Annotated in this window: 21 protein-coding genes; 11 read left to right on the forward strand and 10 right to left on the reverse strand. The window is 61.8% G+C overall.

Annotated features, from left to right (window positions below; all coding sequences use genetic code 11):
• The first annotated feature begins 156 nt into the window (after positions 1-156).
• Complete coding sequence (locus HX824_RS31665) at positions 157-1,587, forward strand: lipase (RefSeq protein ID WP_177056029.1); 1,431 nt, start codon at positions 157-159, stop codon at positions 1,585-1,587.
• Between the two features lie 188 nt (positions 1,588-1,775).
• On the opposite strand, the gene HX824_RS31670 is transcribed toward HX824_RS31665, so the two are convergent.
• On the reverse strand, positions 1,776-2,000 hold the full coding sequence (locus HX824_RS31670) for a YgdI/YgdR family lipoprotein (RefSeq protein WP_003217100.1): 225 nt from the start codon (positions 1,998-2,000) through the stop codon (positions 1,776-1,778).
• A gap of 188 nt (positions 2,001-2,188) precedes the next feature.
• Here HX824_RS31670 and HX824_RS31675 point away from each other — a divergent pair, with 188 nt between their 5' ends.
• Positions 2,189-3,838: a VRR-NUC domain-containing protein gene (locus tag HX824_RS31675; protein WP_003217098.1), complete on the forward strand. Its 1,650-nt coding sequence runs from the start codon at positions 2,189-2,191 to the stop codon at positions 3,836-3,838.
• Complete coding sequence (locus tag HX824_RS31680; protein ID WP_177056031.1) at positions 3,835-6,123, forward strand: ATP-dependent DNA helicase; 2,289 nt, start codon at positions 3,835-3,837, stop codon at positions 6,121-6,123. The genes HX824_RS31675 and HX824_RS31680 overlap by 4 nt, the downstream gene beginning before the upstream one ends.
• Here HX824_RS31680 and HX824_RS31685 read toward each other — a convergent pair.
• Together HX824_RS31685 and HX824_RS31690 are read right to left on the reverse strand one after the other, a co-directional pair.
• The gene (locus tag HX824_RS31685) at positions 6,083-7,291 is read right to left on the reverse strand and encodes a serine hydrolase (protein WP_177056033.1); all 1,209 of its coding nucleotides are present in this window, start codon (positions 7,289-7,291) and stop codon (positions 6,083-6,085) included. The genes HX824_RS31680 and HX824_RS31685 overlap by 41 nt on opposite strands.
• Positions 7,292-7,349: 58 nt before the next feature.
• Positions 7,350-8,309, reverse strand: a complete 960-nt coding sequence (locus HX824_RS31690) for an oxidoreductase (protein WP_177056035.1) — start codon at positions 8,307-8,309, stop codon at positions 7,350-7,352.
• A gap of 97 nt (positions 8,310-8,406) precedes the next feature.
• Between HX824_RS31690 and HX824_RS31695 the strand changes: the two genes are divergently transcribed.
• Both HX824_RS31695 and HX824_RS31700 read left to right on the forward strand, forming a co-directional pair.
• Positions 8,407-9,369 (forward strand): AraC family transcriptional regulator, encoded by a 963-nt coding sequence (locus HX824_RS31695; protein ID WP_177056037.1) that lies wholly within the window; start codon positions 8,407-8,409, stop codon positions 9,367-9,369.
• Entirely contained in the window at positions 9,326-10,267 is a 942-nt protein-coding gene (locus HX824_RS31700) for an alpha/beta fold hydrolase (RefSeq protein WP_177056039.1), read from the forward strand. The genes HX824_RS31695 and HX824_RS31700 overlap by 44 nt, the downstream gene beginning before the upstream one ends.
• Here the strand turns inward: HX824_RS31700 and HX824_RS31705 are convergent.
• Both HX824_RS31705 and HX824_RS31710 read right to left on the reverse strand, forming a co-directional pair.
• A complete protein-coding gene (locus HX824_RS31705) occupies positions 10,230-11,696 on the reverse strand; it encodes a HAMP domain-containing sensor histidine kinase (protein WP_003217087.1) in 1,467 nt (488 codons plus the stop codon). The two genes, HX824_RS31700 and HX824_RS31705, sit on opposite strands and share 38 nt — an antisense overlap.
• Positions 11,693-12,403, reverse strand: a complete 711-nt coding sequence (locus HX824_RS31710; RefSeq protein ID WP_003217086.1) for a response regulator transcription factor — start codon at positions 12,401-12,403, stop codon at positions 11,693-11,695. The genes HX824_RS31705 and HX824_RS31710 overlap by 4 nt, the downstream gene beginning before the upstream one ends.
• A gap of 301 nt (positions 12,404-12,704) precedes the next feature.
• Here HX824_RS31710 and msrB point away from each other — a divergent pair, with 301 nt between their 5' ends.
• From msrB to msrA, 3 genes are all read left to right on the forward strand, one after another.
• Positions 12,705-13,217: a peptide-methionine (R)-S-oxide reductase MsrB gene (gene msrB / locus HX824_RS31715; RefSeq protein WP_177056041.1), complete on the forward strand. Its 513-nt coding sequence runs from the start codon at positions 12,705-12,707 to the stop codon at positions 13,215-13,217.
• A 29-nt stretch (positions 13,218-13,246) separates the two neighbouring features.
• Entirely contained in the window at positions 13,247-15,004 is a 1,758-nt protein-coding gene (locus HX824_RS31720; protein ID WP_087692313.1) for a cytochrome c biogenesis protein DipZ, read from the forward strand.
• A 144-nt stretch (positions 15,005-15,148) separates the two neighbouring features.
• Positions 15,149-15,844, forward strand: a complete 696-nt coding sequence (gene msrA, locus HX824_RS31725) for a peptide-methionine (S)-S-oxide reductase MsrA (protein ID WP_008433754.1) — start codon at positions 15,149-15,151, stop codon at positions 15,842-15,844.
• A gap of 181 nt (positions 15,845-16,025) precedes the next feature.
• Here msrA and HX824_RS31730 read toward each other — a convergent pair whose 3' ends face one another.
• Together HX824_RS31730 and HX824_RS31735 are read right to left on the reverse strand one after the other, a co-directional pair.
• Entirely contained in the window at positions 16,026-16,976 is a 951-nt protein-coding gene (locus tag HX824_RS31730; RefSeq protein WP_003217078.1) for an alpha-E domain-containing protein, read from the reverse strand.
• Positions 16,977-16,978: 2 nt separating this feature from the next.
• The gene (locus HX824_RS31735) at positions 16,979-18,388 is read right to left on the reverse strand and encodes a circularly permuted type 2 ATP-grasp protein (RefSeq protein WP_003217076.1); all 1,410 of its coding nucleotides are present in this window, start codon (positions 18,386-18,388) and stop codon (positions 16,979-16,981) included.
• Between the two features lie 413 nt (positions 18,389-18,801).
• Here HX824_RS31735 and HX824_RS31740 point away from each other — a divergent pair, with 413 nt between their 5' ends.
• The 3 genes from HX824_RS31740 (at position 18,802) to HX824_RS31750 (ending at position 19,784) form a co-directional block, all read left to right on the forward strand.
• On the forward strand, positions 18,802-19,347 hold the full coding sequence (locus HX824_RS31740; protein WP_003217074.1) for a hypothetical protein: 546 nt from the start codon (positions 18,802-18,804) through the stop codon (positions 19,345-19,347).
• A 72-nt stretch (positions 19,348-19,419) separates the two neighbouring features.
• A complete protein-coding gene (locus tag HX824_RS31745; RefSeq protein ID WP_177056043.1) occupies positions 19,420-19,632 on the forward strand; it encodes a hypothetical protein in 213 nt (70 codons plus the stop codon).
• An 11-nt stretch (positions 19,633-19,643) separates the two neighbouring features.
• Positions 19,644-19,784: a hypothetical protein gene (locus HX824_RS31750; RefSeq protein ID WP_003217070.1), complete on the forward strand. Its 141-nt coding sequence runs from the start codon at positions 19,644-19,646 to the stop codon at positions 19,782-19,784.
• A gap of 3 nt (positions 19,785-19,787) precedes the next feature.
• Here HX824_RS31750 and HX824_RS31755 read toward each other — a convergent pair whose 3' ends face one another.
• The 3 genes from HX824_RS31755 to HX824_RS31765 all read right to left on the reverse strand — a co-directional run bounded on the left by HX824_RS31755 (position 19,788) and on the right by HX824_RS31765 (position 26,038).
• On the reverse strand, positions 19,788-21,134 hold the full coding sequence (locus tag HX824_RS31755) for a sodium:proton antiporter (protein WP_177056044.1): 1,347 nt from the start codon (positions 21,132-21,134) through the stop codon (positions 19,788-19,790).
• A gap of 98 nt (positions 21,135-21,232) precedes the next feature.
• Positions 21,233-24,988 carry a hypothetical protein gene (locus tag HX824_RS31760; protein WP_256347072.1) on the reverse strand — a complete coding sequence of 1,252 codons (3,756 nt, stop codon included), beginning with the start codon at positions 24,986-24,988 and terminating at the stop codon, positions 21,233-21,235.
• A gap of 138 nt (positions 24,989-25,126) precedes the next feature.
• Positions 25,127-26,038, reverse strand: a complete 912-nt coding sequence (locus HX824_RS31765) for a LysR family transcriptional regulator (protein WP_177056046.1) — start codon at positions 26,036-26,038, stop codon at positions 25,127-25,129.
• Positions 26,039-26,056 lie beyond the last annotated feature (18 nt).

The following is a 26,056-nucleotide window of genomic DNA, read 5'->3' on the forward strand; positions in this document are numbered from 1 at the left end:
AGCGGGCTTGCTCGCGAAAGCGGTGTGCCAGTCGGTGGATGGGTTGACTGATCCGCCGCCTTCGCGAGCAAGCCCGCTCCCACATTGATCCGGTCCAATCGTCCATTTGTGCAGATTCGGCTTTCTCGACAATTCCAACAAAAGAGAGGCAATACCATGGGTGTTTTCGACTATAAGAACCTCGGCACCGAGGGCTCCAAAGCGTTGTTCGCCGATGCCATGGCGATCACGCTGTACTCCTATCACAATCTGGACAACGGCTTTGCCGTGGGTTACCAGCACAACGGTTTTGGCCTGGGGCTGCCCGCCACTCTGGTGGGCGCGCTGCTGGGCAGCACCGATTCACAGGGGGTTATTCCAGGGATTCCCTGGAACCCCGACTCGGAAAAAGCCGCCCTCGAGGCGGTCAACAAGGCCGGCTGGACGCCCATCAGCGCCAGTACCCTGGGCTACGGCGGCAAGGTGGACGCCCGGGGCACGTTCTTCGGTGAAAAGCCCGGCTACACCACCGCGCAGGTGGAAGTGCTGGGCAAGTACGATGGCGACGGCAAGCTGCTGGAAATCGGCATTGGTTTTCGCGGGACTTCGGGGCCTCGGGAAACCTTGATCAGCGACTCCATCGGCGATTTGGTCAGTGACCTGCTGGCGGCGCTGGGGCCCAAGGACTACGCGAAAAACTACGCCGGCGAAGCCTTTGGCACCTTGCTCAAGGATGTCGCGGCGTATGCCGGCAGTCATGGCCTGACGGGCAAGGACGTGGTGGTCAGCGGTCATAGCCTGGGTGGCCTGGCGGTCAACAGCATGGCCGACCTGAGCGGCAATAAATGGTCGGGGTTCTACAAGGACTCCAACTATGTGGCTTATGCCTCGCCAACCCAGAGTGCCGGCGACAAGGTGCTGAACATCGGTTATGAAAACGACCCGGTGTTTCGCGCGCTGGACGGCTCGTCGTTCAACTTCTCGTCACTGGGCGTGCACGACAAGCCCCATGAGTCGACCACGGACAATATCGTCAGCTTCAACGATCACTACGCGTCGACGCTGTGGAATGTCCTGCCGTTTTCCATCGTCAATGTTCCCACCTGGCTTTCTCATTTGCCCACCGGGTATGGGGATGGCATGACGCGGGTCCTGGACTCGCAGTTCTACGACCTGACCAGCCGGGACTCGACGATTATCGTGGCCAACCTGTCGGACCCGGCCCGGGCCAATACCTGGGTGCAGGACCTCAACCGCAATGCGGAGCCGCACAAGGGCAACACGTTCATCATCGGCAGTGATGGCGATGACCTGATCCAGGGTGGCAAGGGCGTGGATTTCATCGAGGGCGGCAAGGGCAATGACACTATTCGCGACAACAGCGGGCATAACACCTTTCTGTTCGGCGGGCAGTTTGGGCAGGACCGGGTGATTGGTTATCAGCCGACCGACAAGCTGGTGTTCCGGGACGTGGAGGGCAGTGCGGACTGGCGTGACCACGCCAAGGTGGTGGGGGGCGATACCGTGCTGAGTTTTGGCGCGGACTCGGTGACGCTGGTTGGCGTTGGGCTCGCCGGGGTTTGGGGCGATGGAATTTCCATCAGCTAAGTAGCGCCACGGATTGATCGTTCCCACGCTCTGCGTGGGAACGCCGCCCCGGACGCTCTGCGTCCAACTGCCAACCCACGGTTCACGTCTTGCGCAGTGGTGACGCGGAGCGTCACGGGATGCATTCCCACGTAGAACGTGGGAACGATCATGGCAAAGAAAAGTGGGAGCCGACGGGCTCCCACTTTTTATTTCTCCTTCATCACGGTCGCGACGTCATCGGCCTTGACGCGAATATGCTTGCCGGCGATATCGGTGAATTCGTAGAAGCCATCGGCCGTTTTCGCGTTGGGCACGTCCTTGGTCAGGTATTGAGTGCCGTTCTGCAACGTCACCACCGTCTGCGTGGAGCAACCGGCCAATACCAGCAACGTCAACATACCCACCGCCAGACCCAAATTCTTCATGCTCATAACCCTTACCCTGATCCTTCGAAAACCCCGCACCTGAGCGGTCGGGGGAGACTCATTTAATGTGGCTGACAGCCATCTGATCATTATTACGCAAAAAGTTGCGTGTGCCTTTGATCTATTACTGATTGCAACAGTCGGTCAGGGACGGCACTCTGTATGCATAAACAGTGGTTGATCCAGTGCCTGAAATGTCCAATCCCCTAGAAGATCCGCTCTATTACCTGCATAACTTCCGCCAAGTGCTCGCCTGGCTGGGGCAGCGTTATGCCGATTTGCTGGCCCCGGACGAAGAGCATTTCATTCAGCAATTTGACAGCTTGCCGCAGGCTTCCCAGGCGTTACTGGTACGCATGGTGATGCGCAAGGGCGCGCATTTCCGGGCGGGCAAGCTCAACTATGTCGAGATCGGCGCGGTGCACGAGGCGGTTGTGCCTTTGCTGGAACAGGGTTGGGTGACGGACCAATGCCTGTTGTCGTTCGGCGAGTTGTTCGGCCTGTTGCAGAAAGCGGAAATCCTGGCGGCGTTCAAACCCTGGATCGAGCAACCCAAGGCCAGGAAGGCGGACTGGCTGGAAACGCTGTCAACGCAGTTTTGTGAACTGCGTCACTTCCAGCACTGGTGCCCGGACCTGGCCGATCAGCTTTACAGCCTCACCGTGATGGAACTGTGCGACCGCCTGCGCCTGATGTTCTTCGGTAATCTCTATCAGGACTGGTCGGAATTTGTGCTGGCGGACCTGGGCATCTTTACCTACGAGAAAGTCGAATTCTGCGCCGAATCCCGCGGTTTGCGCAGCCGTGACGATGTGCACGGCTTCCTGTTCCTGCATCAGTGCCAGCAGGCCTTTGAAGCGGGCGAGGCACTCGATGGCGTGCTGGAACAAATCGCTACCTTGCATACCGACAACCCCTGGCTGGAGAAACGTCGAGCCAAGCTGTTGTTCCAGGTGGGCCAGTATTGTGAGCGCAGCGCCGAGTTGGCCCTGGCGGAAGCTATCTACCGGGGCTGCACCTATCCCGGCGCACGGGCGCGGCTGATCCGGGTGCTGGAGCGCCAGGAGGATTTTGCCCAGGCGATGGGGCTGGCCCGTGAGGCGCAACAGGCCCCGGAAAGCGCTGCCGAACAGCAGCACTTGCTGCGCGTGATACCCAGGCTGCGACGCAAGCTCGGCGAGCCGGCGCTGCCCAGGGCAAAACCCCGCGAGATCGTGCGCCTGGACCTCGAACTGCCGGCCCCGGAACCGATGATGTCGGTGGAGTATTGCGTACAGGCGCACCTCAGCGACCATGGTGCACCCGTGCATTACGTCGAGAACAGCCTGATCAATTCGCTGTTTGGCCTGCTGTGCTGGCCGGCGATTTTCGCGCCGTTGCCGGGGTCGTTTTTCCACCCGTTCCAGCGCGGGCCGGTAGACCTGCACAGCGAGGATTTTCATCTGCGGCGCGCCGAGCTGTTCGCCGAGTGCCTGGGCCAACTGGACGATGGGCGCTACAAGCACACCATTCGCCAGCGTTATGTAGACAAATGGGGCATCCAGTCACCCTTCGTGTTCTGGAACGTGCTCAGCGAAGAACTGCTCGACCAGGCCCTCGACTGCCTGCCAGCGGCGCACCTGCGCCACTGGTTCGAACGCCTGCTGCTGGATATCCGCGCCAACCGCGCCGGCATGCCCGACCTGATCCAGTTCTGGCCCGAAGAAAAAACCTACCGCATGATCGAAGTCAAAGGCCCCGGTGATCGCCTGCAGGACAACCAGCTGCGCTGGCTGGAGTTCTGCGGCGAACACCAGATGCCCGTCACTGTGTGTTATGTGCGCTGGGCGGGGCAGGCCGCTTGAGCTACAGCGTCGCGGTGCGTGCATTATGTGAATTCACCGCCAAGGTCGGCGACCTCGACCTGCGTTTTACCCCGTCTCCCAGTGCCCAGGAAGGGATTGTCGGCCACCGCACGGTGGCCTCGCGGCGCAGCGCCCATTACCAGAATGAAGTCGCGCTGGAGGGCGAATACCAGCAGTTGAAAGTCCGGGGCAGGGCGGATGGCTACGACCCGGACCGCAACCAGCTGGAAGAGGTGAAAACCTATCGCGGCGACCTGGACAAACGACCGGCCAACCACCGGCAACTGCACTGGGCCCAGGTCAAGGTCTACGGCTGGTTGATGTGCCAGAAGCTCGGGTTGTCGGAGATTGTCCTGGCGCTGGTGTACTTCGACATTGTCGGCGAGCACGAGACGCTGCTCAGCCAACGGTTTCAGGCTGACGACCTGCAGGCATTCTTCGTGCAGCAATGCACCCTGTTCCTCGGCTGGGCCGAACAGGAAATGCACCAGCGCGAAGCCCGCAATGCCGCAGCGGTTGCCCTGGGCTTTCCCCATGCGGCGTTTCGCCCGGGCCAGCGCGCCCTGGCGGAAACGGTCTACAAGGCGGTCAGCACCGGCCGCTGCCTGATGGCCCAGGCGCCTACCGGAATTGGCAAGACCGTCGGCACGATTTTCCCGATGCTCAAGGCCATGGCGCCGCAACAGCTGGACAAGGTGTTCTTCCTGACCGCCAAGACCCCGGGCCGCAAACTCGCGCTGGATGCGGCGCAGGTGCTGTATGACAGCAGCCCCGATCTGCCATTGCGGGTGCTGGAGCTGGTGGCGCGGGACAAGGCCTGCGAACACCTGGACAAAGCCTGCCATGGCGACTCCTGCCCACTGGCGAAGGGTTTTTATGACCGCTTGCCGGCGGCCCGCGAAGCTGCTTCCCGCGTGCGCCTGCTGGACCAGCGCAACCTGCGGGAAGTCGCATTGGCCCATGACGTCTGCCCCTATTACCTGAGCCAGGAAATGGCACGCTGGGCCGACGTGGTGGTCGCCGACTACAACTATTACTTCGACTTCGGCGCCATGCTGTTCGGCCTGGCCCAGCTCAACCAGTGGCGCGTCGCGGTGCTGGTGGACGAAGCCCACAACCTGGTGGAGCGTGGCCGCTCGATGTACAGCGCGGCCCTCGACCAGTACATGCTCAAGACCCTGCGCGAGATCGCACCCGAGCCGCTGAAAAAGCCGCTCCAGCGCCTGAACCGTGAGTGGAATGCCCTGCACAAGGAGCAAGTGGCACCTTATCAGGCCTACGCCCAGAAACCCGACAAACTGCTGCAGGCGCTGAGCCTGTGCACCAGCGCCATGGGTGAATATTTCAACGACCATCCCGAGGCACTCAATGGCGAACTGCAAGCCTTCTACTTCGAGGCGTTGCAGTTTGCCAAGGTCGCCGAGCTGTTCAACGAACACTTCATTTTCGACATCAGCAAACGCGAACTCAGCGGCAAGCGCAGTTCATCAAACCTGTGCCTGCGCAACGTGGTGCCCGCCGAATTCATTCGGCCCCGGCTGACAGCGGCCCGCAGCAGCGTGTTGTTTTCCGCAACACTGAGCCCGCGGCACTACTACGCGGACTTGCTGGGAATGCCGCCCGACACGGCCTGGGTGGATGTGGAATCACCGTTCAAGGCCGAGCAGCTGCGGGTGCATATCGTCGACCGGATCTCCACCCGGTTTGTGCATCGCCAGGCGTCCCTGGAGCCCATCGTCGAGCTGATTGCAGCGCAGTTTGCCCAGGCGCCGGGCAACTACCTGGCGTTTTTCAGCAGTTTTGATTATCTGCAGCAAGTGGCGCAATTGCTTGCCGAGCGACACCCGCACATCCCGCTGTGGCAGCAATCACGGGGCATGGCCGAGGCGCAGCGCCAGGGGTTTCTCGACCAGTTCACCCAGCACAGCCAGGGCATCGGTTTCGCCGTGCTCGGCGGGGCATTCGGCGAAGGCATCGACCTGCCGGGCACCCGGCTGATCGGCGCGTTTATCGCCACCCTGGGCCTGGCGCAACTCAACCCGGTGACCGAGCAGCTCAAGCTGCGGATGGGCGCGATTTTCGGCGCCGGTTATGACTACACCTACCTTTATCCGGGCATCCAGAAGGTGGTGCAAGCCGCGGGCCGGGTGATCCGCAGCCAGCAGGACCGAGGGGTGGTAATGCTGATTGATGACCGGTTTGGCGAAGCGCGGGTGCGGCAGTTATTGCCGCGCTGGTGGTCGATCACTGCGGCGGATACACCGCATCCCGCAACTGGTGGGTGAACTGGCCGGACATGCCTTCGTAAGCCGTATTGGTCAGTGCCACCACCGTAAGCTTCTGCTGTGGGTCGACAAACCAGCTGTGACCGTAGGCGCCGCCCCATTCAAAGGTGCCCCGGGATTGCGGTGTGCCTGTCAACGCCGGGTCATCCAGCACCGCCCAGCCATAACCGAACCCCCAGCCCGGGTCCTGGGTTTGCGCCTTGGCGCCGACCGAATCGGTGACCATCAACTGCACGCTGTGTGCCGACAGGATCGGAGCGCCGCCCCGGCGAATGGTTTCCAGGAACCGCGCAATATCACCTGCCGTCCCGGCCATGCCTGCGCCGCCGGAAGGGTAGGCCTGGGGATCGAGAATCCGCCGCACATCAAACAGCGCAGTGCTGGTGCCCGAGGTGATCGTAGCCTTGTCGACCATGCGCAACGGCTGTGGCGAGCCATCCTGATAGGCGGCGGACAGGCGTTTTATATCCGTCACGGAAAACCCGGTATCGCTTAGCCCCAGTGGTTCGGTCACCGAGTCGCGGAGCAATGCCGGCAGGCTCTGGCCGGACGCCTTTTCCAGTACCGCACCCAGCACATCGGTGGCCATCGAATACTGCCAGCGGGTACCCGGCGGGTAACTCAAGGGCACGCTGGCGATGCGCTTCAGGTTCTCGGCAAAGCTGATTTCCGGCTCGCCCAAACCATCGGAAACCCCGGCGGTGCGGTAGGGTCCGTGCGGGCTTTCCAGAAATCCGTAGCTGAGGCCGGCGGTGTGGTTGAGCAACTGGCTGACGGTGATCACCGGGATGGTGCCATCCGCCAGCTTGGGATTGAAATCGGGCAGCCAGCGGCTGACCGGATCGTCCAGGCCCAAGCGACCTTGTTCCACCAGGTGCATCGCGGCGGCGGATACCAGCGGTTTGGTCACCGATGCCAGGCGAAAGATCGTGTCCTCTGTCATCGGGCGCCCGTCTTCGCGGTCCGCCAAGCCGGCAGCACGGTGATAAACCAGCTGCCCGTCCCGCAGCACCAGCACCACGGTGCCCACCAGGCGATTGTCGGCAATGGCGCTGTCGACCACCGCATCCACGCGCTTGGCGAGCAGTGGGTCGTGGCTGTCGGCGCAGGCGAGGGTGGCGCAAAGGGAGGCGGCAAGGGGCACGAGGTATCTGGCAGGAGGCTGCATGGTTCAGGTCGCTCATTGGCAGTGCATGACTGCCAAATATGAACGCTGGGGTCCCGGACTACAACGTGACATTGCACAACTGCTGACTCACTGCCCATAAGCGTTCGGCCTGCTCCGGGTCGACAGCCCAGGGCCATACGCCGTTACGGCTGGTGTCATCCTGCGACCAAGCGGCCACATCGCAATCTTCGCAGTAGAGTCCGCCCATGCCCTCCAGTTGCGGGCTGACAGCGCACCACACCGAGGTCGCGGCGCCTTGCTCGGGGCTCTTGTAGTGACTGGCGCGGCGGATATTGCCGTGCTCATCCAGTGCGCCGACGAATGCCAGGTCGTCCTTGTCCAGGTAGCGGATCAAGTCGGTGAGGATTTCCCCCGGGTGCACGGAAAATGCGCGCACACCCTCCGCTTTACCTCGTCGGTCCAGTGCTACCGCGAACAGTGCGTTGGCGGTTTTTGATTGGCCGTAGGCGAGCCACTTGTCATAGGGGCGGTGTTCAAATTGCGGGTCATCGAAATGCACAGGGCTGAGACGATGGCCGAGGGATGATACCGAAACCACTCGTGCGCCATTAGCCTCACGCAGCGCCGGCCACAACCGCGCGGTTAGCTGGAAGTGGCCCAGGTGGTTGGTGGCGAACTGCGCTTCGAAACCTCGCGTATCCCGTTGCAGTGGTGTGGCCATGATTCCGGCGCTATTGATCAGAAGGTTCAATGCCCGGTCGCTGGCGAGGAAGTTTTCGGCAAAACGGTCGATGGAAATCGGGTCGAGTAAATCCAGGCTGGCGTGTTCAACACCGATGATGCCCGAGAGGTTGCGTTCGGCCTTTTCAGGATCCCGCGCGGGAACGATCACCTGCGCACCCGCGTCGACCAACACGCGAACCGTTTCCAGGCCAATGCCAGAGTAGCCACCGGTGACAATCACCGTCTTGCCTCGCAAATCGCTGCCCGCCAAGGCTTGCCGGGCGGTAGTGCCGGCATCGAAGCCGCTGCCAATTGGGGTTTGTTTGTCAGCCATGAAAGATCTCCTTATGGGAGGCCTAGAGTCTCTCGCTGGAGCCCGGACGCGGAATGCCCTAGAGTCCGTGTTTCTGTCGCGATCGTCCGGAGCTTTTATGGATACCCTTTCCGATGTGCTGGCACTGTTAAAAAGCCATCGCTCGACCTTCGCCGGCCTGAAGGCTGGGGGCACCTGGGCCATTGACTTTGCGGCGCCGGATGGCATCAAGTTCAACGCGGTGGTGGAGGGCAGTTGCTGGCTGGAAGTGGAAGGGCTGGCAGTACCGATACGCTTGTATGAGGGAGATTGTTTCCTGTTGACCCAGGCACGCCCGTGGAGGCTGTCCAGCAATCTGTGCCCTGAAGGACTCGATGCACGTGAGGTGTATGCCGATGCGGTGGGAGGCATCGCCACGGTGGGTGCCACGGTGGATCTGTTCTTGATCGGCGGACGATTTATCTACGGGGACGACGCCCGACTGTTGCTGGACAGCCTGCCGCCGGTGTTGCGCGTGAGTGCCAACTCCGAACAGGCCGCCGTGTTGCGTTGGTGCCTGGATCGCCTGGCCCGGGAATACGCCAGCCCGCTACAAGGCGCGGCGCTGATGACCGAGCATTTGGCGCAAATGATGCTGGTGCAAATCCTGCGGCTCTATCAATCTTCCATGGGCACCCATACCACCGGCTGGCTGGGAGCCTTGACGGATCCAAGGCTGGCCCCGGTGCTGCGGGAAATTCACGCAGCACCCGCCCGGCGCTGGACATTGAGTGAAATGGCCGGCGTGGCGAGTCAATCCCGCTCCACCTTCGCCTTGCACTTCAAGCAACGGGTAGGGCTGGCACCGCAGGAATACCTGACCCGCTGGCGTATGCACCTGGCGGTACAGGCCTTGAAAGCCAGCGACAACAGCGTGTCCACGATCGGCCAGTCCCTGGGTTATCAGTCAGACAGCGCTTTCAGCAATGCTTTCAAGCGCGTGATGGCTTGTTCTCCCCGGGAATACCGCGAGCGAACCCCACACAAGGAACCCAGTGATGAGCGAAATCCAGCAGCAGAAGGTCAAGGTCAACGGCATTGAGTTGAACGTGCACATCGCCGGCCCCGAGAGCGGCCCGCCGGTGTGGTTGCTGCATGGGTTTCCCGAGTGCTGGCACTCCTGGCGCGAGCAGATTCCGGCGCTGGTGGCCCAGGGTTATCGGGTGTTTGTCCCGGAAATGCGCGGCTATGGACAATCCAGCGCGCCGCCGGAAGTGGCCGACTATGACCTGCTGACCCTGTGCGCCGATATCCAGGGCGCCATGGACCTGTTCGGGCATCGCCGGGTCGTCATGATTGGCCATGACTGGGGCGCCGTGGTGGCCTGGCACCTGGCGTTGCTCGAGCCAGAGCGCGTCAGCCAGTTGGTGACGATGTCGGTACCGTTCGCCGGACGCTCCCGCAGGCCGGTGATCGAGATCATGCGCGAGCTGTACGCCGATCGCTTCAATTACATCCTGTACTTCCAGGCCCCGGGCGTGGCTGAAAAGGAACTGGATGCCGATATCGAGCGGACATTACGGCTGTTCATGCAGGACCAGGACGTTTTCCTGCAGAAGAAACCCGCCAGCGCGAAGCTGCTGGAAGGTGTGCCGCTGCCCGGTACGCTCCCGGCCTGGTGCAGCCAGCAGGACCTCGACGTGTATGTTCATACCTTCGCCAATGACGGCTTTCGCGGCCCGTTGAACTGGTACCGCAACTTCGAACGCAACTGGCAGCGCACCGAGTTCCTCGCCGGCAGGCAGGTGCTGCAACCGACGCTGTTCCTGATCGGCGACCGCGACCCGGTCGGCGTATTCGAAGCCCACACCCTGAAGCGCATGCCCGACGTCGTGCCGAACCTGCAACAAAGCGTCCTGGCCAACTGCGGCCACTGGATTCAGAACGAGCAGGGGCCCAAGGTCAACGAACTGCTGCTCGGGTTTCTAGGGCGAACGTGAACGTCGCGCCGCGTCCTGGCACATCGATCAGGCGGATTTCCTGACCGTGCAGTTGCAGGATCCGGTGCACGATGCGCAAGCCCAGGCCGCCATCGCGTCGAGCCCCACCAATGGTGAAGGCGCGCAGGAACAGACCTTCGCGCAGATCCGCCGAAATCCCGGGGCCGCTGTCGCTCACCGTGACTTCAACAAAACCGGACTTGGGGGCCAGGGTCACTTCAACTTCGCCATTGGGCGGGGTATGGCGCAGGGCGTTATCCAGCAGGTTGGTGAGTACCCGTTCGATCAGGCCCAGGTCGGCCAATACGGTTGGCACCACCGGTGGCAGGCTGGCGGTGAGGGTGATCGCCCGGGCTTCCGCGGTCAGTTCGAACTTCTGGAAAATGTCCTGCACCAGGTCGGGTAACGAAAAGCCTTCGATGACCGGCTGCACAAACCCGTGTTCCAGGCGTACCAGTTCCAGCAGCGACTGGGCCAGCCCGCCGACCTTGCGGCTCTGGTCGAGGGCGATGCCCAGGTAACGCCGGCGTTCCTGCGGGGTCAGGCTGGCGTCTTTCAGGGACAGGGTTTCCAGGTAGCCATGCAAGGAGGCCAGCGGTGTGCGCAGGTCATGGGAAATATTCGCGACCATCTCCCGGCGTTCCTGCTCTTGGTGGGTGATGGCGCGCCACTGTTCACCCAGGCGGTTCTCCATCTGCACGAAGGCGTGGTCGAGCACGGCGATTTCATCCTGGCTGGCAACCTCGGGCGCCACGGCCTGCGGGACTTTCGGTGCGCCGTTGATGTCGAACTGGCCGACCTTCTCGGTCAGTTGCCGCAAGGGCCGGGTGATCCAGGCGAACGCGGTCAAACCCGCGAGCAAGCACAACAATGCCACCAGGGCGATGGACCACAGGGCGATGTTCAGTGCCATGCCGGTGGCATCCCGGGCGTCGAACACATCATGGGCTTCGCCCAGCAGCACCACATACAGGTAGCCGGCCTGCTGGCCGTTGACCCGCAGCGGCGCGGCGCTGAACACCTTGAGGCCGTCGACGCTGCGTGGGTCGTCGCCGAGGATCGGCAGCATCGCGCCGCTGAGGAAACGGCGCACCGGTTCCAGGTTGACCTGGTCGCGGCGCAGGTGGCCGCTGGGCGCAGCGTTGCCGACCACGCGCCCGTTAATATCCAGCAGGTACACCTCGACACTCGGGTTTACCAGCATCAACTGGCTGAACAGGTTGCGCACCGCGTCCGGCTTGAGACCGTCGGCGTCCATCAACTGCGTATCCCGGGCGATGTGCGCGGCGAGGTCGCGGGACAGGCCTTGCACCACTTCCAGTTCATGCATGTGGTTGGAGCGCACTTGCAGCCAGGCCGACGTGCCGCTGCAAATCAGCAGCAACAGCGCGAACACCAGGGACAGGCGCTGGGTAAGGGTCAGCCTCATGCCGATTGCTCGGCAAACTTGTAGCCACGGCCCCACACCGTGAGGATGCGCGCCGGGTTGGCCGGATCGGCCTCGACCTTGGCCCGCAGGCGGTTGATATGGGTATTGACGGTGTGTTCGTAACCTTCGTGGCTGTAGCCCCACACGGCGTTGAGCAGGTCCATGCGCGAGAATACCTTGCCCGGTTGGCGGGCGAAAAAGTACAGCAGGTCGAATTCCCGGGGCGTGAGGTCCAGCCGCTGGCCTTGCAGGGTGGCGTCACGGGTCAGCGGGTTGATGAACAACTGGCCGAGGTCGAGGCTGCCGGCGTCCATCTTCAAGTTGCGCGCCATGGCGTCGACCCGGCGCAGCAGCGCCTTGACCCGCGCCACCAGCTCCGGCATGGAAAACGGCTTGGCCAGGTAGTCATCCGCCCCCAGTTCCAGGCCGAGGATGCGATGCAGCTCGCTGGAGCGGGCACTGGTGATAATGATCGGCGTGTAGCGCGTCATCGCCCGGGCCCGCCGGCAGATCTCCAGGCCGTCGACGCCGGGCAGCATCAGGTCAAGGATCAACGCATCCCAGCCGCCTTGCTCCAGCAGGCGCAGGCCTTCGTCACCATCGGCACTGTGAACCACCTCGAACTGCTCGTCCCGCAGGTGCAGGCAGATCAAATCGGCAATATGGGCATCGTCCTCGACCACCAGGACACGTTTGGGCTGATCCATTGATAAAAACCTGTCTTCTTGATTCGCGCATTGTGCGGCTTTTGCAACAGTGTAGTTATCACGAATTGTTTAACTCTGCGTGAGGATTCCGCGACCACCCCGGGCCTAACCTTACTCATCGCAACGGCAAAAGTACGCCCCCCTCATTGTGGCGAGGGAGCTTGCTCCCGCTGGGTCGCGCAGCGGCCCCAAAAAAGCCGGGAGCGCTGCGCACTCCAGCGGGAGCAAGCTCCCTCGCCACAGTTTGTTTGTCAGCCATAGGGGCTTCACCAGCCATCCGCACTTGTGTGAGGAGCAACTCATGTATTCACGTCGACAGATCCTGCTCGCCGGCGGCGGCCTCGGCCTCGCGGTAATCGCCGGTGGCCTGCTGCAAAAAATCAACGCCGGCCCCGCCCTGATCGCCGAAGCCGAAGCCGCCGAACATTTCGAAGTCAGCCACACCGACGCCGAATGGCGCACCCTGCTGACCGCCGAGCAGTACGCGATCCTGCGGGAGGAGGGCACCGAACGCCCCTACAGCAGCGCCCTCAACAGTGAACACCGCAACGGCACCTTCGCCTGCGCCGGTTGCGCTTTGCCCCTGTACGCCTCAGCCACCAAATTCGAAAGCCACACCGGCTGGCCCAGCTTCTGGCAACCCCTGGAAAACGCCGTGGCCAGCCGCGTCGACACCTCCTTCGGCGTGGTACGCAAGGAAATCCACTGCCGCCGCTGCGGCGGTCATCAGGGCCACGTGTTCGATGACGGCCCGGCACCCACCGGCCTGCGCTACTGCATGAACGGCGCAGCCATGACGTTCACCGCGACTTAATTCAATGTCTTCCTATAAGGGTCTACCCCATGTGGCTTTTGGTTCTCGCATATCTGGGCGGCGTGCTGACGATTGTCAGTCCCTGCATCCTGCCGGTTCTGCCTTTTGTCTTCGCTCGCACCGGGCAGCCGTTTTTGCGCAGTGGCTTGCCGCTGCTGCTGGGGATGGCGATGACCTTCGCCCTGGTCGCCTCGCTCGCGGCGGTGGGCGGCGGTTGGGTGGTGCAAGTCAATCAGTACGGTCGCTGGCTCGCGTTGCTGTTTGTTGCGCTATTCGGGCTGACGCTGCTGCTGCCAAGCCTGTCCGAGCGCCTGACCCGGCCGCTGGTGGCCGCGGGCAGTCGCCTGTCGGAAGCCGCCGGGGCCGATTCGCGGCCGCGTCCGGGCGCATCGTTCCTGATCGGCGTGGCCACCGGGCTGCTGTGGGCGCCGTGCGCCGGGCCCATCCTCGGGCTGGTGCTGACGGGCGCCGCGCTGCAGGGCGCCAGTATCGGCACTACCTTGCTCTTGCTGGCCTACGCGGCAGGGGCTGCCACCTCCCTGGCCTTGGCGCTGCTGGTCGGCGGTAAAGTCTTCGGTTTCATGAAGCGTTCGCTGGGCGCTGGTGAATGGCTGCGTCGTGGTCTCGGCGCCCTGATGTTGGCCGGTGTGGCGGCCATCGCCCTGGGCCTGGACACCGGGATCCTGGCGCGCCTGTCGACGGCGTCAACCGGTGGCCTGGAACAAAGCCTGGTGGAGAAACTCAGCGCCAAGCCTGAACAGAAGAGCGGGGCGATGATGGCCGGCGGCGCGATGATGGCCGCCAACCACAGTGACACGCTGCCAGTGGAAGGCCAGTTGCCGCCGCTGGACGGTGCGGTGCAATGGCTCAACTCCGAGCCACTGACTGCCGAGGCGTTGAAAGGCAAGGTGGTGCTGGTGGATTTCTGGACCTACTCCTGCATCAACTGCCTGCGCACCTTGCCGTACGTCAAGGCCTGGGCCGAGAAATACCGCGACCAGGGCCTGGTGGTGATCGGTGTGCACGCTCCGGAATTCGCCTTCGAACGCGACGTGAACAACGTCACCAAGGCCATGAAGGACCTGGGCATCACTTACCCGGTGGCCATCGACAACAACTACAAGATCTGGCGCGCCTTCAACAACCAGTACTGGCCGGCGCATTACTTTGCCGATGCCAAGGGCCAGATCCGCTATCACCATTTTGGAGAGGGTGACTACGCCGAGTCCGAACGAGTGATCCAGCAACTGCTGCGTGAGGCGGGCGCTACCAAGGTGGCGGGCGGCTTGATCGAAGCCGATGCCAAGGGCATCCAGGCCGCACCGGACATGAACGAAGTGCAGTCGCCGGAAACCTACCTGGGCTTCCAGCGCGCCGAGAACTTCGTGACCACCGGCACCCTGGGCACCGACAAGGTGGTGAACTACCCGGCAGCCGGCAACCTGGCCTTGAATAACTGGACCCTGGAAGGCCCATGGAACGTCGGCGGCCAGCAAGCCACCCTCGCAGCGGCCAACGGCAAGATCGTCTACCGCTTCCACGCCCGTGACCTGCACCTGGTGCTGGGCCCGGGCGCCGACGGCAAGCCGGTGCGCTTCAAGGTCAGCATCGACGGCCAGGCGCCGGGGGATGCCCACGGCACCGACGTCGCACCGGATGGCAGCGGCACCGTGACCGAACAACGTTTGTATCAACTGGTGCGCCAGCCGGGCGCGGTCAAGGACCGGACCTTCACCATCGAGTTCCTGGACCCGCAAGTGGCGGCCTATGCCTTCACCTTCGGCTAACCCATAGCGAAATTTGGCATGGTTAACCCGATCATGTAGGAGCTGGCTTGCCTGCGATAGCGATGTTGAATTCACCACCTCAATCGCAGGCAAGCCAGCTCCCACAGTTGACCGCATTTATCCTGATGTTTCGGAGTGACTGAGATGAAACTGCTTAAGTACTTACCGGCCCTGGCGTTCGCCGCCTTTGTCGGCCACAGCTCGGCGTTCTCCTTCGGCCCGTCCGACGACGCCGTGGCCATCGCGCCGCCGGCCATGGACCTGCCGGCAGACGCGAACAACCTGCAAACCGCGGTCTTCGCCGGCGGCTGCTTCTGGGGCGTGCAGGGTGTGTTCCAGCATGTACAAGGGGTGAAAAACGCCGTCTCCGGCTATGACGGCGGCGCGGCGAGCACCGCGCAGTACGAAAGCGTCAGCGGCGGCGATACCGGCCACGCCGAGTCCGTCGCCGTGACCTACGACCCGAGCAAGGTCAGCTACGGCAAGCTGCTGCAGATCTACTTCTCGGTCGCTCACAACCCCACGGAACTCAACCGCCAGGGCCCGGACAGCGGCACCCAGTACCGCTCGGCGATCTTTGCCCAGAACGCCGAACAGCAAAAAGTCGCCCAGGCCTACATCGCCCAGCTCGACGCCGCGAAAGCCTTCGACAAGCCGATCGTGACCAAGATCGAGATGGGCAAAGCCTTCTACCCGGCGGAGTCCTATCACCAGGACTTCCTGACCGAAAACCCGTCGTACCCCTACATCGTGATCAACGACCTGCCAAAGGTCGCCCAGCTGAAAAAATTGTTCCCTGAGCAGTACCGCGCAGAACCGGTACTGGTGAAAAACCAGTAGACCTATGATCGTTCCCACTTTCGACGATCGTTCCCACGCTGGACGATCGTTCCCACGCTCTGCGTGGGAATGCCGCCAGGGCGCTCTGCGTCCGCTCTTGAAGTCGTGACGCGGAGCGTCACCGGATTCATTCCCACGCGGAGCGTGGGAACGATCAGCGTGGGAACGATCATCACGATTATCAGACGACTTCAAGGTAGGAGCTATGAATCGCCCGCGCCAACTCCCGCACGGTGTCGATAAAATCCGTCAACCGGCTATGCAGCCCATCCTCCAGAATCTCATCAATCCCTGTATACCTCAGCCGCGCCTCAAACTCCGCCGCCAAACGCTGGGCCGTACGCCCATAACTCCCCGGCAGGTCCGCCAGGATATGGCTCAACTCCTCGATACACGCATGCAACGAGCGCGGCACATCACTGCGCAACAGCAACAACTCCGACACCGACCGCGCATTCAGCGCATTCGGGTACAGCTCGGTATACGCCTCAAACGACGACAGCGCCCGCAACAACGCGCTCCACTGGTAATACCCGCGTGCCGAAAGGTCGCTGACTTCCTCGGACTCTTCCCCAAACATTTCATACCGCGCGTCCAGCAACCGCAACGTGTTATCCGCCCGCTCGACAAACGTCCCCAGCCGAATAAACCGATACGCATCGTTACGCATGATCGTCCCGGACGTCGCCCCACGAAACAGGTGCGAGCGCTGCTTCACCCAGTCACAAAAGTGGCTGATGCCATGCCGCGCCAACCCGCCGGCCGCAATACTGCGCATCTCCAGCCAGGTGGCGTTGAGGTTTTCCCACATATCAGCCGTGATCCGTCCCCGCACCGCATGGGCATTACCCCGTGCAGCCCGCAGGCAGTTGTAGATACTGGCGGGGTTTTCCTCGTCGAGGGCGAAGAAGTGCAGCATGCGCTCGGCGTCCAGTTGCTGATGGCGCTCAAGGTAACTGTCCAGGGTGCCGCTGCTGAGCAGCGACATGGCCAACTCGTCCAGCCCGTCACTGCGCCCGGCCTGGGGCATCAACGACAGCGAATAACTGACTTCCAGCATGCGCGCCAGGTTCTCGGCACGCTCCAGGTAACGGGACATCCAATACAGATCTGCGGCGGTTCTACTCAGCATACTCAGCCCTCCACCACCCAGGTGTCCTTGGTTCCGCCGCCTTGCGACGAGTTGACGATCAATGAGCCTTCGCGCAGCGCCACGCGGGTCAAGCCACCGGGTACCAGGCGGGTTTCCTTGCCCGAGAGCACGAACGGTCGCAGGTCGATATGCCGCGGCGCGATGCCGTTTTCGACAAATGTCGGGCAAGTGGACAGGCTCAAGGTCGGTTGGGCGATGTAGGCGTGAGGGCGGGCCTTGATACGCTGGCGGAAGTCCTCGATCTCGGCCGCGCTGGACGCCGGGCCCACCAGCATGCCGTAGCCGCCGGAACCCTGGGTTTCCTTGACCACCAGTTCCGGCAGGTGCGCCAGTACGTGGGACAGCTCATCCGGCTTGCGGCACTGGAACGTCGGCACGTTTTGCAGGACCGGCTCTTCATCCAGGTAGAACCGGATCATTTCCGGCACGTACGGGTAGATCGACTTGTCGTCCGCCACGCCGGTGCCGATCGCATTCGCCAGCACTACGTTGCCCGCGCAGTACGCCGCGACCAGGCCGGGCACGCCGAGCATCGAATCGGGGTTGAAAGCCTGCGGATCGAGGAAGGCATCGTCGATGCGGCGGTAGATCACATCCACGGCCTTGGGGCCGTCGGTGGTACGCATGAACACCTTGAGGTCGTGCACGAACAGGTCGGCGCCTTCTACCAGCTCCACGCCCATTTCCCGGGCCAGGAATGCATGCTCGAAGAACGCGCTGTTAAACCGGCCCGGCGTCAGCACCACCACATTCGGGTTGTCCAGGCGGCTGGAGCTTTTCAGGGTCTTGAGCAGCAGGTTGGGATAGTGGTCCACCGGGGCGATGCGTTGCTTGGCGAACACCTCGGGGAACAGGCGCATCATCATCTTGCGGTCTTCGAGCATGTAGCTCACGCCGCTGGGGGTACGCAGGTTGTCTTCGAGCACGTAGTAGGTGCCGTCGCCATCGCGCACCAGGTCGACCCCGGAGATGTGCGAGTAGATATCGCGGTGCAGGTCCAGGCCGACCATGGCTTTCTGGTATCCCTCGTTGCCCAGCACCTGATCGGCGGGAATGATCCCGGCCTTGATGATGCGTTGGTCGTGGTAGATGTCGGCAAGGAACATGTTCAGCGCATTCACCCGCTGGATACAGCCACGCTCGATGACACTCCACTCACTGGCGGGGATGCTGCGGGGGATGATATCGAAGGGGATCAGGCGCTCGGTGTCTTGCTCGTCGCCATACAGGGTGAAGGTGATCCCGGCGCGGTGAAACAGCAGGTCGGCTTCACGGCGGCGCTGGGCCAGCAGTTCTGGCGGCGTGTTGGCCAGCCAGCGGGAGAATTCCTGATAATGCGCACGGCAAACGCCTTGTGCGTCATTCATTTCATCAAAGAAAGATCGAGCCATTCCAATTACCTTGTCAGTGCCGGGACTAACTGCGCTTTGGCACTGCCGCTTTAGAAAACGCATTTTTTTATGAGCCCGTGGCTGATGGTGCCAGCAGGCCTGGTCCTTACTTTCTTTTGGGGTGGGCTCTGGGTCGGGGGGTAACGATTGCTCCTGTATCCGGGCAGATAAAGGACTAAAGCAATGCCTGTGCCATCCACCTTGTGGCGAGGGAGCTTGCTCCCGCTGGGCTGCGCAGCGGCCCCAAAAAGGAACCAGACCGCTGCGCACCGAAGCGCTGTCCCGGTCCAGCGGCACCAAGCTCCCGCGCCACCGATGCGGCCCTATCGCCTCAAAACGGTGCACTGATTACTTGAACTTTGCACCAGCCCGGTTCTTCTAAACTGCTTCAAATGCCAGCACGGAGCACGGATGTGCCCAGAATCATCTCACCCGACACCCCGGAATCGAGCCTGACCGACCACAGCGAACACAACGCGAAGATTTTCGGTTCGCCCAAGGACCGTCTCGACTTTTACCGGCGTGAAATCCAGTACGAAACCAGCATCCTGGCCAACCGCACCGACGCCTACCTCACGGCCCAGTCATTCCTGGTAATCGCCTTCGTGTCCGGCATGGGCAACCTGAACCCTGAATGGGGCAAGCTGTTCACCCTGGTGGTGCCCGTGTTCCTGGCGACCCTGGGCATTCTCAGTTCCCTCAACGCCTGGCCGGGGATTCGGGCGGCCTACGAAATCATCGACCACTGGCATTACAAGCAGAGCGAACTGCTGCGCAGCGAGCCGGTGATGGGCCTGGCCTACGATGAGTCGCCACTGTTCAGTGAGATGGAGTCGTCCCACAAGGGCTATCGCAAGTCGCTGTTGTTCTCGATGCGCGCGCCCTGGCTGTTCATGGTGTTCTGGGTGATGCTGGGGGCCTACGCGTTTTACATCCAGGTGGACAACCCCGGCTCATAAGCAATTGGAACTTCACCGACCCGCACGGGACCTTACCTTTACGCAGCCTGCGTTTTCCAACAGAGGTGAGCCATGAGCACAGACAACGACCCGCAAACCAGCAACCGTAACGATCCCGCCATCGACCGCGGCGAACCGGCCCCCGGCACCGCGGCCGACGCGGCGAAAGACCCGACGCCTGCCAGCGACCCCAAGGCCAAGGAAAACGACTACAGTCCAGACTTCAAGCCCGAGCGCGAGCCCAAGCCTGAAACCGATGCCGATATCGATACCCAAGGCGGTTAGAGGAGACGGTGATGTCAGTTGAAATAGACGAAGACGATGAACTCAATGACCCGGGCAATGAAGACCCGGGTTCATTGATGGATGATGCCGAAGTACCGCTTAACGACCTGGATGATGCCGCTGACGTCGGCAACACTGAAAACCAGGAGTAGACGTCATTGTTGTGCCTGGGCACGTCGTTCATACCACGCCAGCATCGGCTGCGTGCTGAGACCATGAACGACGATGCTCAGGGCAATGACTGACAGCGTCAGGTTCACCGCGACCGCACTGCTGGTGCCCACCAGCCCGTGGTTGATGGCATAGAACAGGTAGTAGATGCTGCCGATCCCGCGAATCCCGAACCAGCCCACCAGCCCGCGCTGATGGCGATTCAGCAAGCCGCCCCAGGGTATCGACAGCACGCTGAGGGGGCGAATCACGCAAAACAGCGCCGCCCCCACCGCCAGCGCCCGCCAGTCCCAATGGCTGATCAGCACCACGCCCAGCAAGGTCACCAGGAACACTTCCATCGAACGCTCTACCAGCCCACCAAAGGCGAGCATGTCGCCCATCATCACCCCGGCGGCGATTTGCGTGTCCTGCAGTTGCCCGACATCGCCATGCAACGCATGCTCCGGCTCAACTTCCATGTGGCCAACCACCGGCTGTGCCAGATGTTCCGCCGGGGTTTGTGAGTTGCCGGTGGACTTGAACTCGGCCTGGCGCAGCCCCAGGCCGGCGGCAAATACCGACAGGAAGCCGTAGCCGCCGATGGCTTCGGCCACCACATAGGCGAGGGCGATCAGCGCCAGCGTCAGGTAGTCATTCGGTGACAGGGTGCTGTCGGCATTGGTGATACGCATCTTCAGGGTGACGCGACCGATGCCACGCCCCATCCAGTAGCCCACGAGCAGCCCGGCAGGTACGGCCCAGAGCAGGTTTTTCAGCACCCAGCCGCCCAGCCAGTCACCGTCGAACCCGCCGTGCTGCATGAAAATCAGCGCAAAGATCACGAACGGGAAGGCCGTGCCGTCGTTCAAGCCTGCCTCACCGGAAAGACCGAAGCGCAGCGCGTCATAATCCTGCGCGTTATTGACCTGCACCAGGCCCGCGAGCACCGGGTCGGTGGGCGCAAGGATCGCCCCCACCAGCAGTGAAACCCCCCACGACAACCCCAGCAGCCAATGCAGCACCAGGCACGTCCCGAGGATGGTCAAGAGCATCACCGGCCCGGCCATGCCAAACGCAATGCGCCAGGTTCGGTGCTTGAGGGGCAGACGCAGTTTCAGCCCGCTGACGAACAGCGAAAACAGCACCGCGACTTCCGTCAGGTGTTCCATCCAACTGGCCGAGGCCTTGATGTCCAGATGCAGCAGGTCCATGCCCAGCGGGCCGATACCCACGCCGAGCAACAGGCACACCGCCGAGGTGGTGACCGGCATCCAGCGCAGGTAGGAGGAGGTGAGGGCGAGGGTGAGCAACACCGCGCCCAGTACGGCCATCCATAGGATGAAGGTCATTGAATAGTCCCGGGCATGGTCTGTGTGAACGTTTGAGGTTTGCCGGGAGAGAGAGGTTCAAAAAACGCGCATTGCCTGCCCGGACAATGCGCGGTTTGTCAGGTCGCCAGGCGTGTTACGTTGGCATTGAGGGTGCTGTTTGGGGTGAAGGAAAAGGTGAACCCCGAGTCGAGAAACTTTTGCAGCCCGTCATTATCAAGACTGAATACCGTTGCACCGACCGATTGATCAAGAGTGCCAGTGGCATCGAACATGGCTTTGTCCAGGCCGGCTTGGTTGGTGTTGTAGATATAGAGCTTTCCATCACTGCTCTTTTGAATATAGGCGGTGTGTACGATATTGCCGTCTGCTTTATTGCTCATGAAGTTGATAACGCCTGATTCGGTAATGTCCGCGGGCCTGAATACGGCGCTGGTATTCTCGACAGTAATACCCATCAGATCCTTGTAGCGTTGCGTGTAATTGGAATCCCCGCTCCTGACCACACTGCCCAGCACGGCCTCGCGAGTTTTCAACGGGAGTGCATTGTCTGCCATCCCGACGAACATGGTTTTTTCGTAGCAGATTGTCCCGGTGTATCCCGTTTTGGCATGGAGCTTCTCCAGTTTGTCGCGAAGCGCTTCTACCGGCACGGCGTCAGCTTTGAAATTTTCCAGCGGCTCGCCAAAGGGCTGTCTGGTTTTCACATTCAAGGCGTGCCAATTACCGGTGGCGTCATCAAACTTCGCAAACACCTTGGCTTCTTCGGTCGCATTGGCCGCCTTGTAAGTGCCTTCGGCAATGCCGGGCTTTTTCGCCAGTGACGTCAGGTCGACACTGCGCAAGGCGCCACGCAGATGATTGACGCCGTTACGTCCAGCGGTCAGCGTGGTGCGCCCCAGCTTCAATGCACTCCGGGCCAGATCATCAGCTCCGCTCAACGGATTGAAACTCCCCAGCGCCGCGCGCCCGACAATCTTCGCGCCCTGGGCGAACTTGCTGAAAGCCGATGCGCCGGCGGCCACGGCCTTGGCCCCCCTGGCTGCCGCACCGAGGCCCACGGCAAACCCAAATATATCCAGGGCCAGGTCGCCGACACCTTCGCCGATGTTGCCGTTTTGAAAGTTGACGATTGCCGACCTCAAGGGGATCAGGTTGAGGAGGAATTCATTGACTTTCTTGTAAAATGGAACCTCGGTATCAAGCGTGGTGAGCCCCTCGGCCTCTTTTTTGAATGACCGAATATCAACATCCTTCACCATGGCATCGGCAATATAAGACGTTCGGGCACTGTCAAAGCTCTTGGGGTTGGCGGCCTGGATTTTTTCATCCGTCAACCCGGGTGCGTACTCGCCCGAAGGTATGACTTCTTCCAGGTCTTTATGGTAATGGGTGTGATTGGAAGGCTGTTTGCCTGCCGTGAAGTCACCCAGGTCCGTACGCTCGGTAATCTTTGCGGTCCTGAGATTGATTTCGTAGATGTGCACCTGGTTGTTGCGCCTGGTTTTCACCAGCAGGCAATTGTCGTCGGGCACCCGCTTGCGGGTTTCCTTGCCAAAGTTGTCCTTATCGACGTCGACTTCCCTGACCACTGTGATTTCGCCGTATTCCAGGTTTTTACGGTCTTCTTCAGGGAGCCGCGAAACCATCCACTTGACCTGGGTCGCGACGCTTTTTTCGATGCCGTCGGCGTATTCCCCGAACGCGTCCTGGAACACGTTCGGCATACTTGGCAGGTCTTTGGTTTTTTCCAGCACCTCGCTGAGGTTCAACGTACTGGATGAGGTCACCCAATGATTGTCAGCGGGGGGCGGGGGCCCAATTCCAAGTACCCCTACGGCCGGTGGTTCTTCGACGCCAGGTCGATGGTGAAGCGCGTCCTTCATATACAAGTCGAGGATCGAATAAGGCCCCGGGAAATCGCTATGGGCGGGTTCCAGCGTGATGCTCTTGTCTTCCAGGGTTGCCGTATCCATGCCCGGCAGGGCTTTGCGCAATTGCTCCAGGGCCATTTCCTTGCGTAATGGCATCGGCATGCTCTGTGTTTGACTGGCCGCGCTCAGCTCGGTGATCTGCGCATCGAATGCATCGCGTACATCATTCATTTGGCCTTCGGTCACCGGATACGGCATACCGTTCGCGCTTCCCCAATCCTTGAGCGCCTCTTGCTGGGCGGCATATTCGACATAACGCTCCTGGGCGGAGACCGGCGCGACCTCAGCGTGGAGCATGACCTGCCCATAGGACATCCCTGCGGTTGAACCCGGAGACTTCGCTTCGATGCGTTCTACCGCGGTGACAAAACTGACCCAACTATGTGAACCCGGGGTGACCTGGTCCGGGATGTCTTTAACCAGGAACTCCGGAGCGCGGGTGGAGAGCAGCAGATGCGCTTGTAGCGCCGCTGCCTCGGGTGACGATGCCTTGCCGGTGCTGACAAGATGTTCGGCCAACCGGCTGACGATACCGGATGCGGGTTTGCCCCAGGTACTGTTCCCGGTCACGGCAAAACCGGCGATGTGATGCCTGGACCTGGGGTCTGTCGCGCGGAACGAGTTGTCTTTGTCCACACTCATGGCTGCCAACAGCCAATCAGTGGCACTGCCTTTGATGGACTGCGCGTCAAATTTTGCCTGGAGGGCCTCGCCCAACGCCTTGCCCTTGGGGGAGCGGATCAGCGAGTCGAGCACCCGCTGCGGGTCAGCCAGCTCGGAAGGCGTGAACGACTTGCCCTGCATGAGGTATTCCACTACGTTCCTGGCGCCGTTCAAATCAACGTCGCCGATCTTGCCGCGGCGCAGGTCGGACCGCAGCTGATTCGCCGCCTCGGGCGCAAGCGGGGGCTGCCATTCCAGCGCACCGCCATAATTGCCATGGAGCGGCGCCTGGAGTTCAGGCCTGAGCAGATAATTCGTCAGGTTCTCCACCTCCTCGGGCGTGGTTGGCACGTCCCAGCCATTGATCTCAAGGAATTCCTTGAGGCTAATGGTGCTCCCTGAGTCGGTGCTCCCGACCTGGCGGTAAGCGCTGTCGGGGTGAAGCTCGACTTTATTCTTTTGCAGGTAGTCGAGAACGTCACCGCTCCCAATGCTGCCCGATCGAATCCGCTCAAGCAGGTAATTGAGTTCACGCCCCACGGTGTTCAGCGTCTGGGTATTGCCCACCAGGGCTTTCTGGCGCTCAACCTCATCCTCACCACGGGTTTCGTGCAGGTCCGCAAAACGCGGGCCGCTCACGCCGGTAAAAGCTTTGTCGCGCGCCAACTCATCTGCACGCTCGTGGGCATGATCCGGCAGGATATGTTCTTGCTCTTTGTAGAATTGGCTCACCAACCACAGGGGGGCACTGTTGCTGTTTTGGGAGAGCGGCGGTTTGAAGGGGATCGGGTTACCGTCGCCGATAACGCGTGCGGCGTCCCTGACCTGTGCGCCCACCTGCGCCCAGCCTTTGTCATCGGGGCCGTTGGGTTGCGCGGCGGCGGAGGGCCTGCGCTGGTAGGTGATCTTCCCGGTATTGGGGTCAATCATCACTGAATTGGGGTTTATCCCGTTTTCCCTCATCCAGTCACGGACTTGCGGGGACTCCATGGCACGCCCCAACTGCGACCACCACTGCCCGAACGTTGAGTTCGGCGGAATGTTCTCGACCATGATCGTGTCATCATGGCCGTCGCCCTTGACCTGACGCAGCGCGCTGGCTACCTGGCCTGCCAGTTCACCGTCGGCATCGGCACGCGGGCTGGGGATCCTGGTCCCGGGGGAGCCTGGCGCGGCATTTTCCGGCGCTGCGGCCTGGAGCCGCGCCGGGGGAAGCGGCTTGTCAGGTGCGCTCAAAGGAATAAAAGAAGCCGTAGCCTGAGTAGGAGCAATTGTCATAGGAGGGGGATCCGGTAATTTATCGAGTACACCCAAGCAGCGCTTCGCTCCAGCGGGTGTAACTCTTCGTACCCGATGCCCCCTCAGCGATTCCATTCCACTGGCATGCAGATTGATACGGCGTTTTACGCGCCCATGCTAAGGGTGCGCCGCGGTCCTCAGCCGAATCATGTCGATCAGCTGGCGCAATCCCGGCTGCGACTGACGCCGGCTGGGGTAGTACATGCACAGCGGCGCGCCGATGCAGGCCCAGTCGGGCAGCACTTCCAACAGGCGCCCGTCGGCCAGTTCCGCCAGCACGCGATTCTCCAGGCAGTAGGCGATACCCACGCCTTGCAGGGCCGCATCAACGATGGTCTGGGTGTCGGCCGCGCTGAAGTGGCCGGGCACATCGAGCCGCTGCTGGCGTACGCCATTGCCCAGTTCCCATTTGTAGGTGGTCTTGTCGCCCAGGTACATGCGTACACAGGAGTGCGTGAGCAAGTCCCTGGGCACTGCAGGTGTCCCTGCCTGTACGAGGTAGGCCGGGGAGGCGACCATGATCCAGCGCAGCTCGCCGGTCAGCGGCACGGCCACCATGTCCTGGGGCACCGTGGCGCCATAGCGGATTCCTGCGTCGTAGCCCTCTGCGACGATGTCGAGCATGCGGTCCTCGATCATCACGTCCAGGCGCAGTTGCGGGTAGGTGCGGGTGAACTCGCCGAGCACCGGCGAAATCAGCAGCACCGCGGCATCCCGGGGTACGTTCAGGCGCAGGCGGCCAATCGGCGCCTCGCGGTACAGTTCGAGGGTGTCGAGGCCGTCCTGGATCGTCGCAAAGCCGGCACTGAGTTTTTCCGCCAGTACCACGCCGGCATCGGTAGGCTCTACGGCGCGGCTGGTGCGATACAGCAATTTGACCCCCAGGCGCGTTTCCAGGTTGCGCATGGTGTGGCTCAGGGCCGAGGTGGTGACGCCAAGTTCATTGGCGGCATGCCGGAAACTGCGGCGACGGATGATCGCCATGAAAACATTCAGGTCGGCCAACTCGGAGCGGTTGAACGCAGCCATATCAAGCACCTTTTATGG

It is taken from the genome of Pseudomonas sp. D4002 (assembly GCF_013385665.1).
GTDB lineage: Bacteria > Pseudomonadota > Gammaproteobacteria > Pseudomonadales > Pseudomonadaceae > Aquipseudomonas.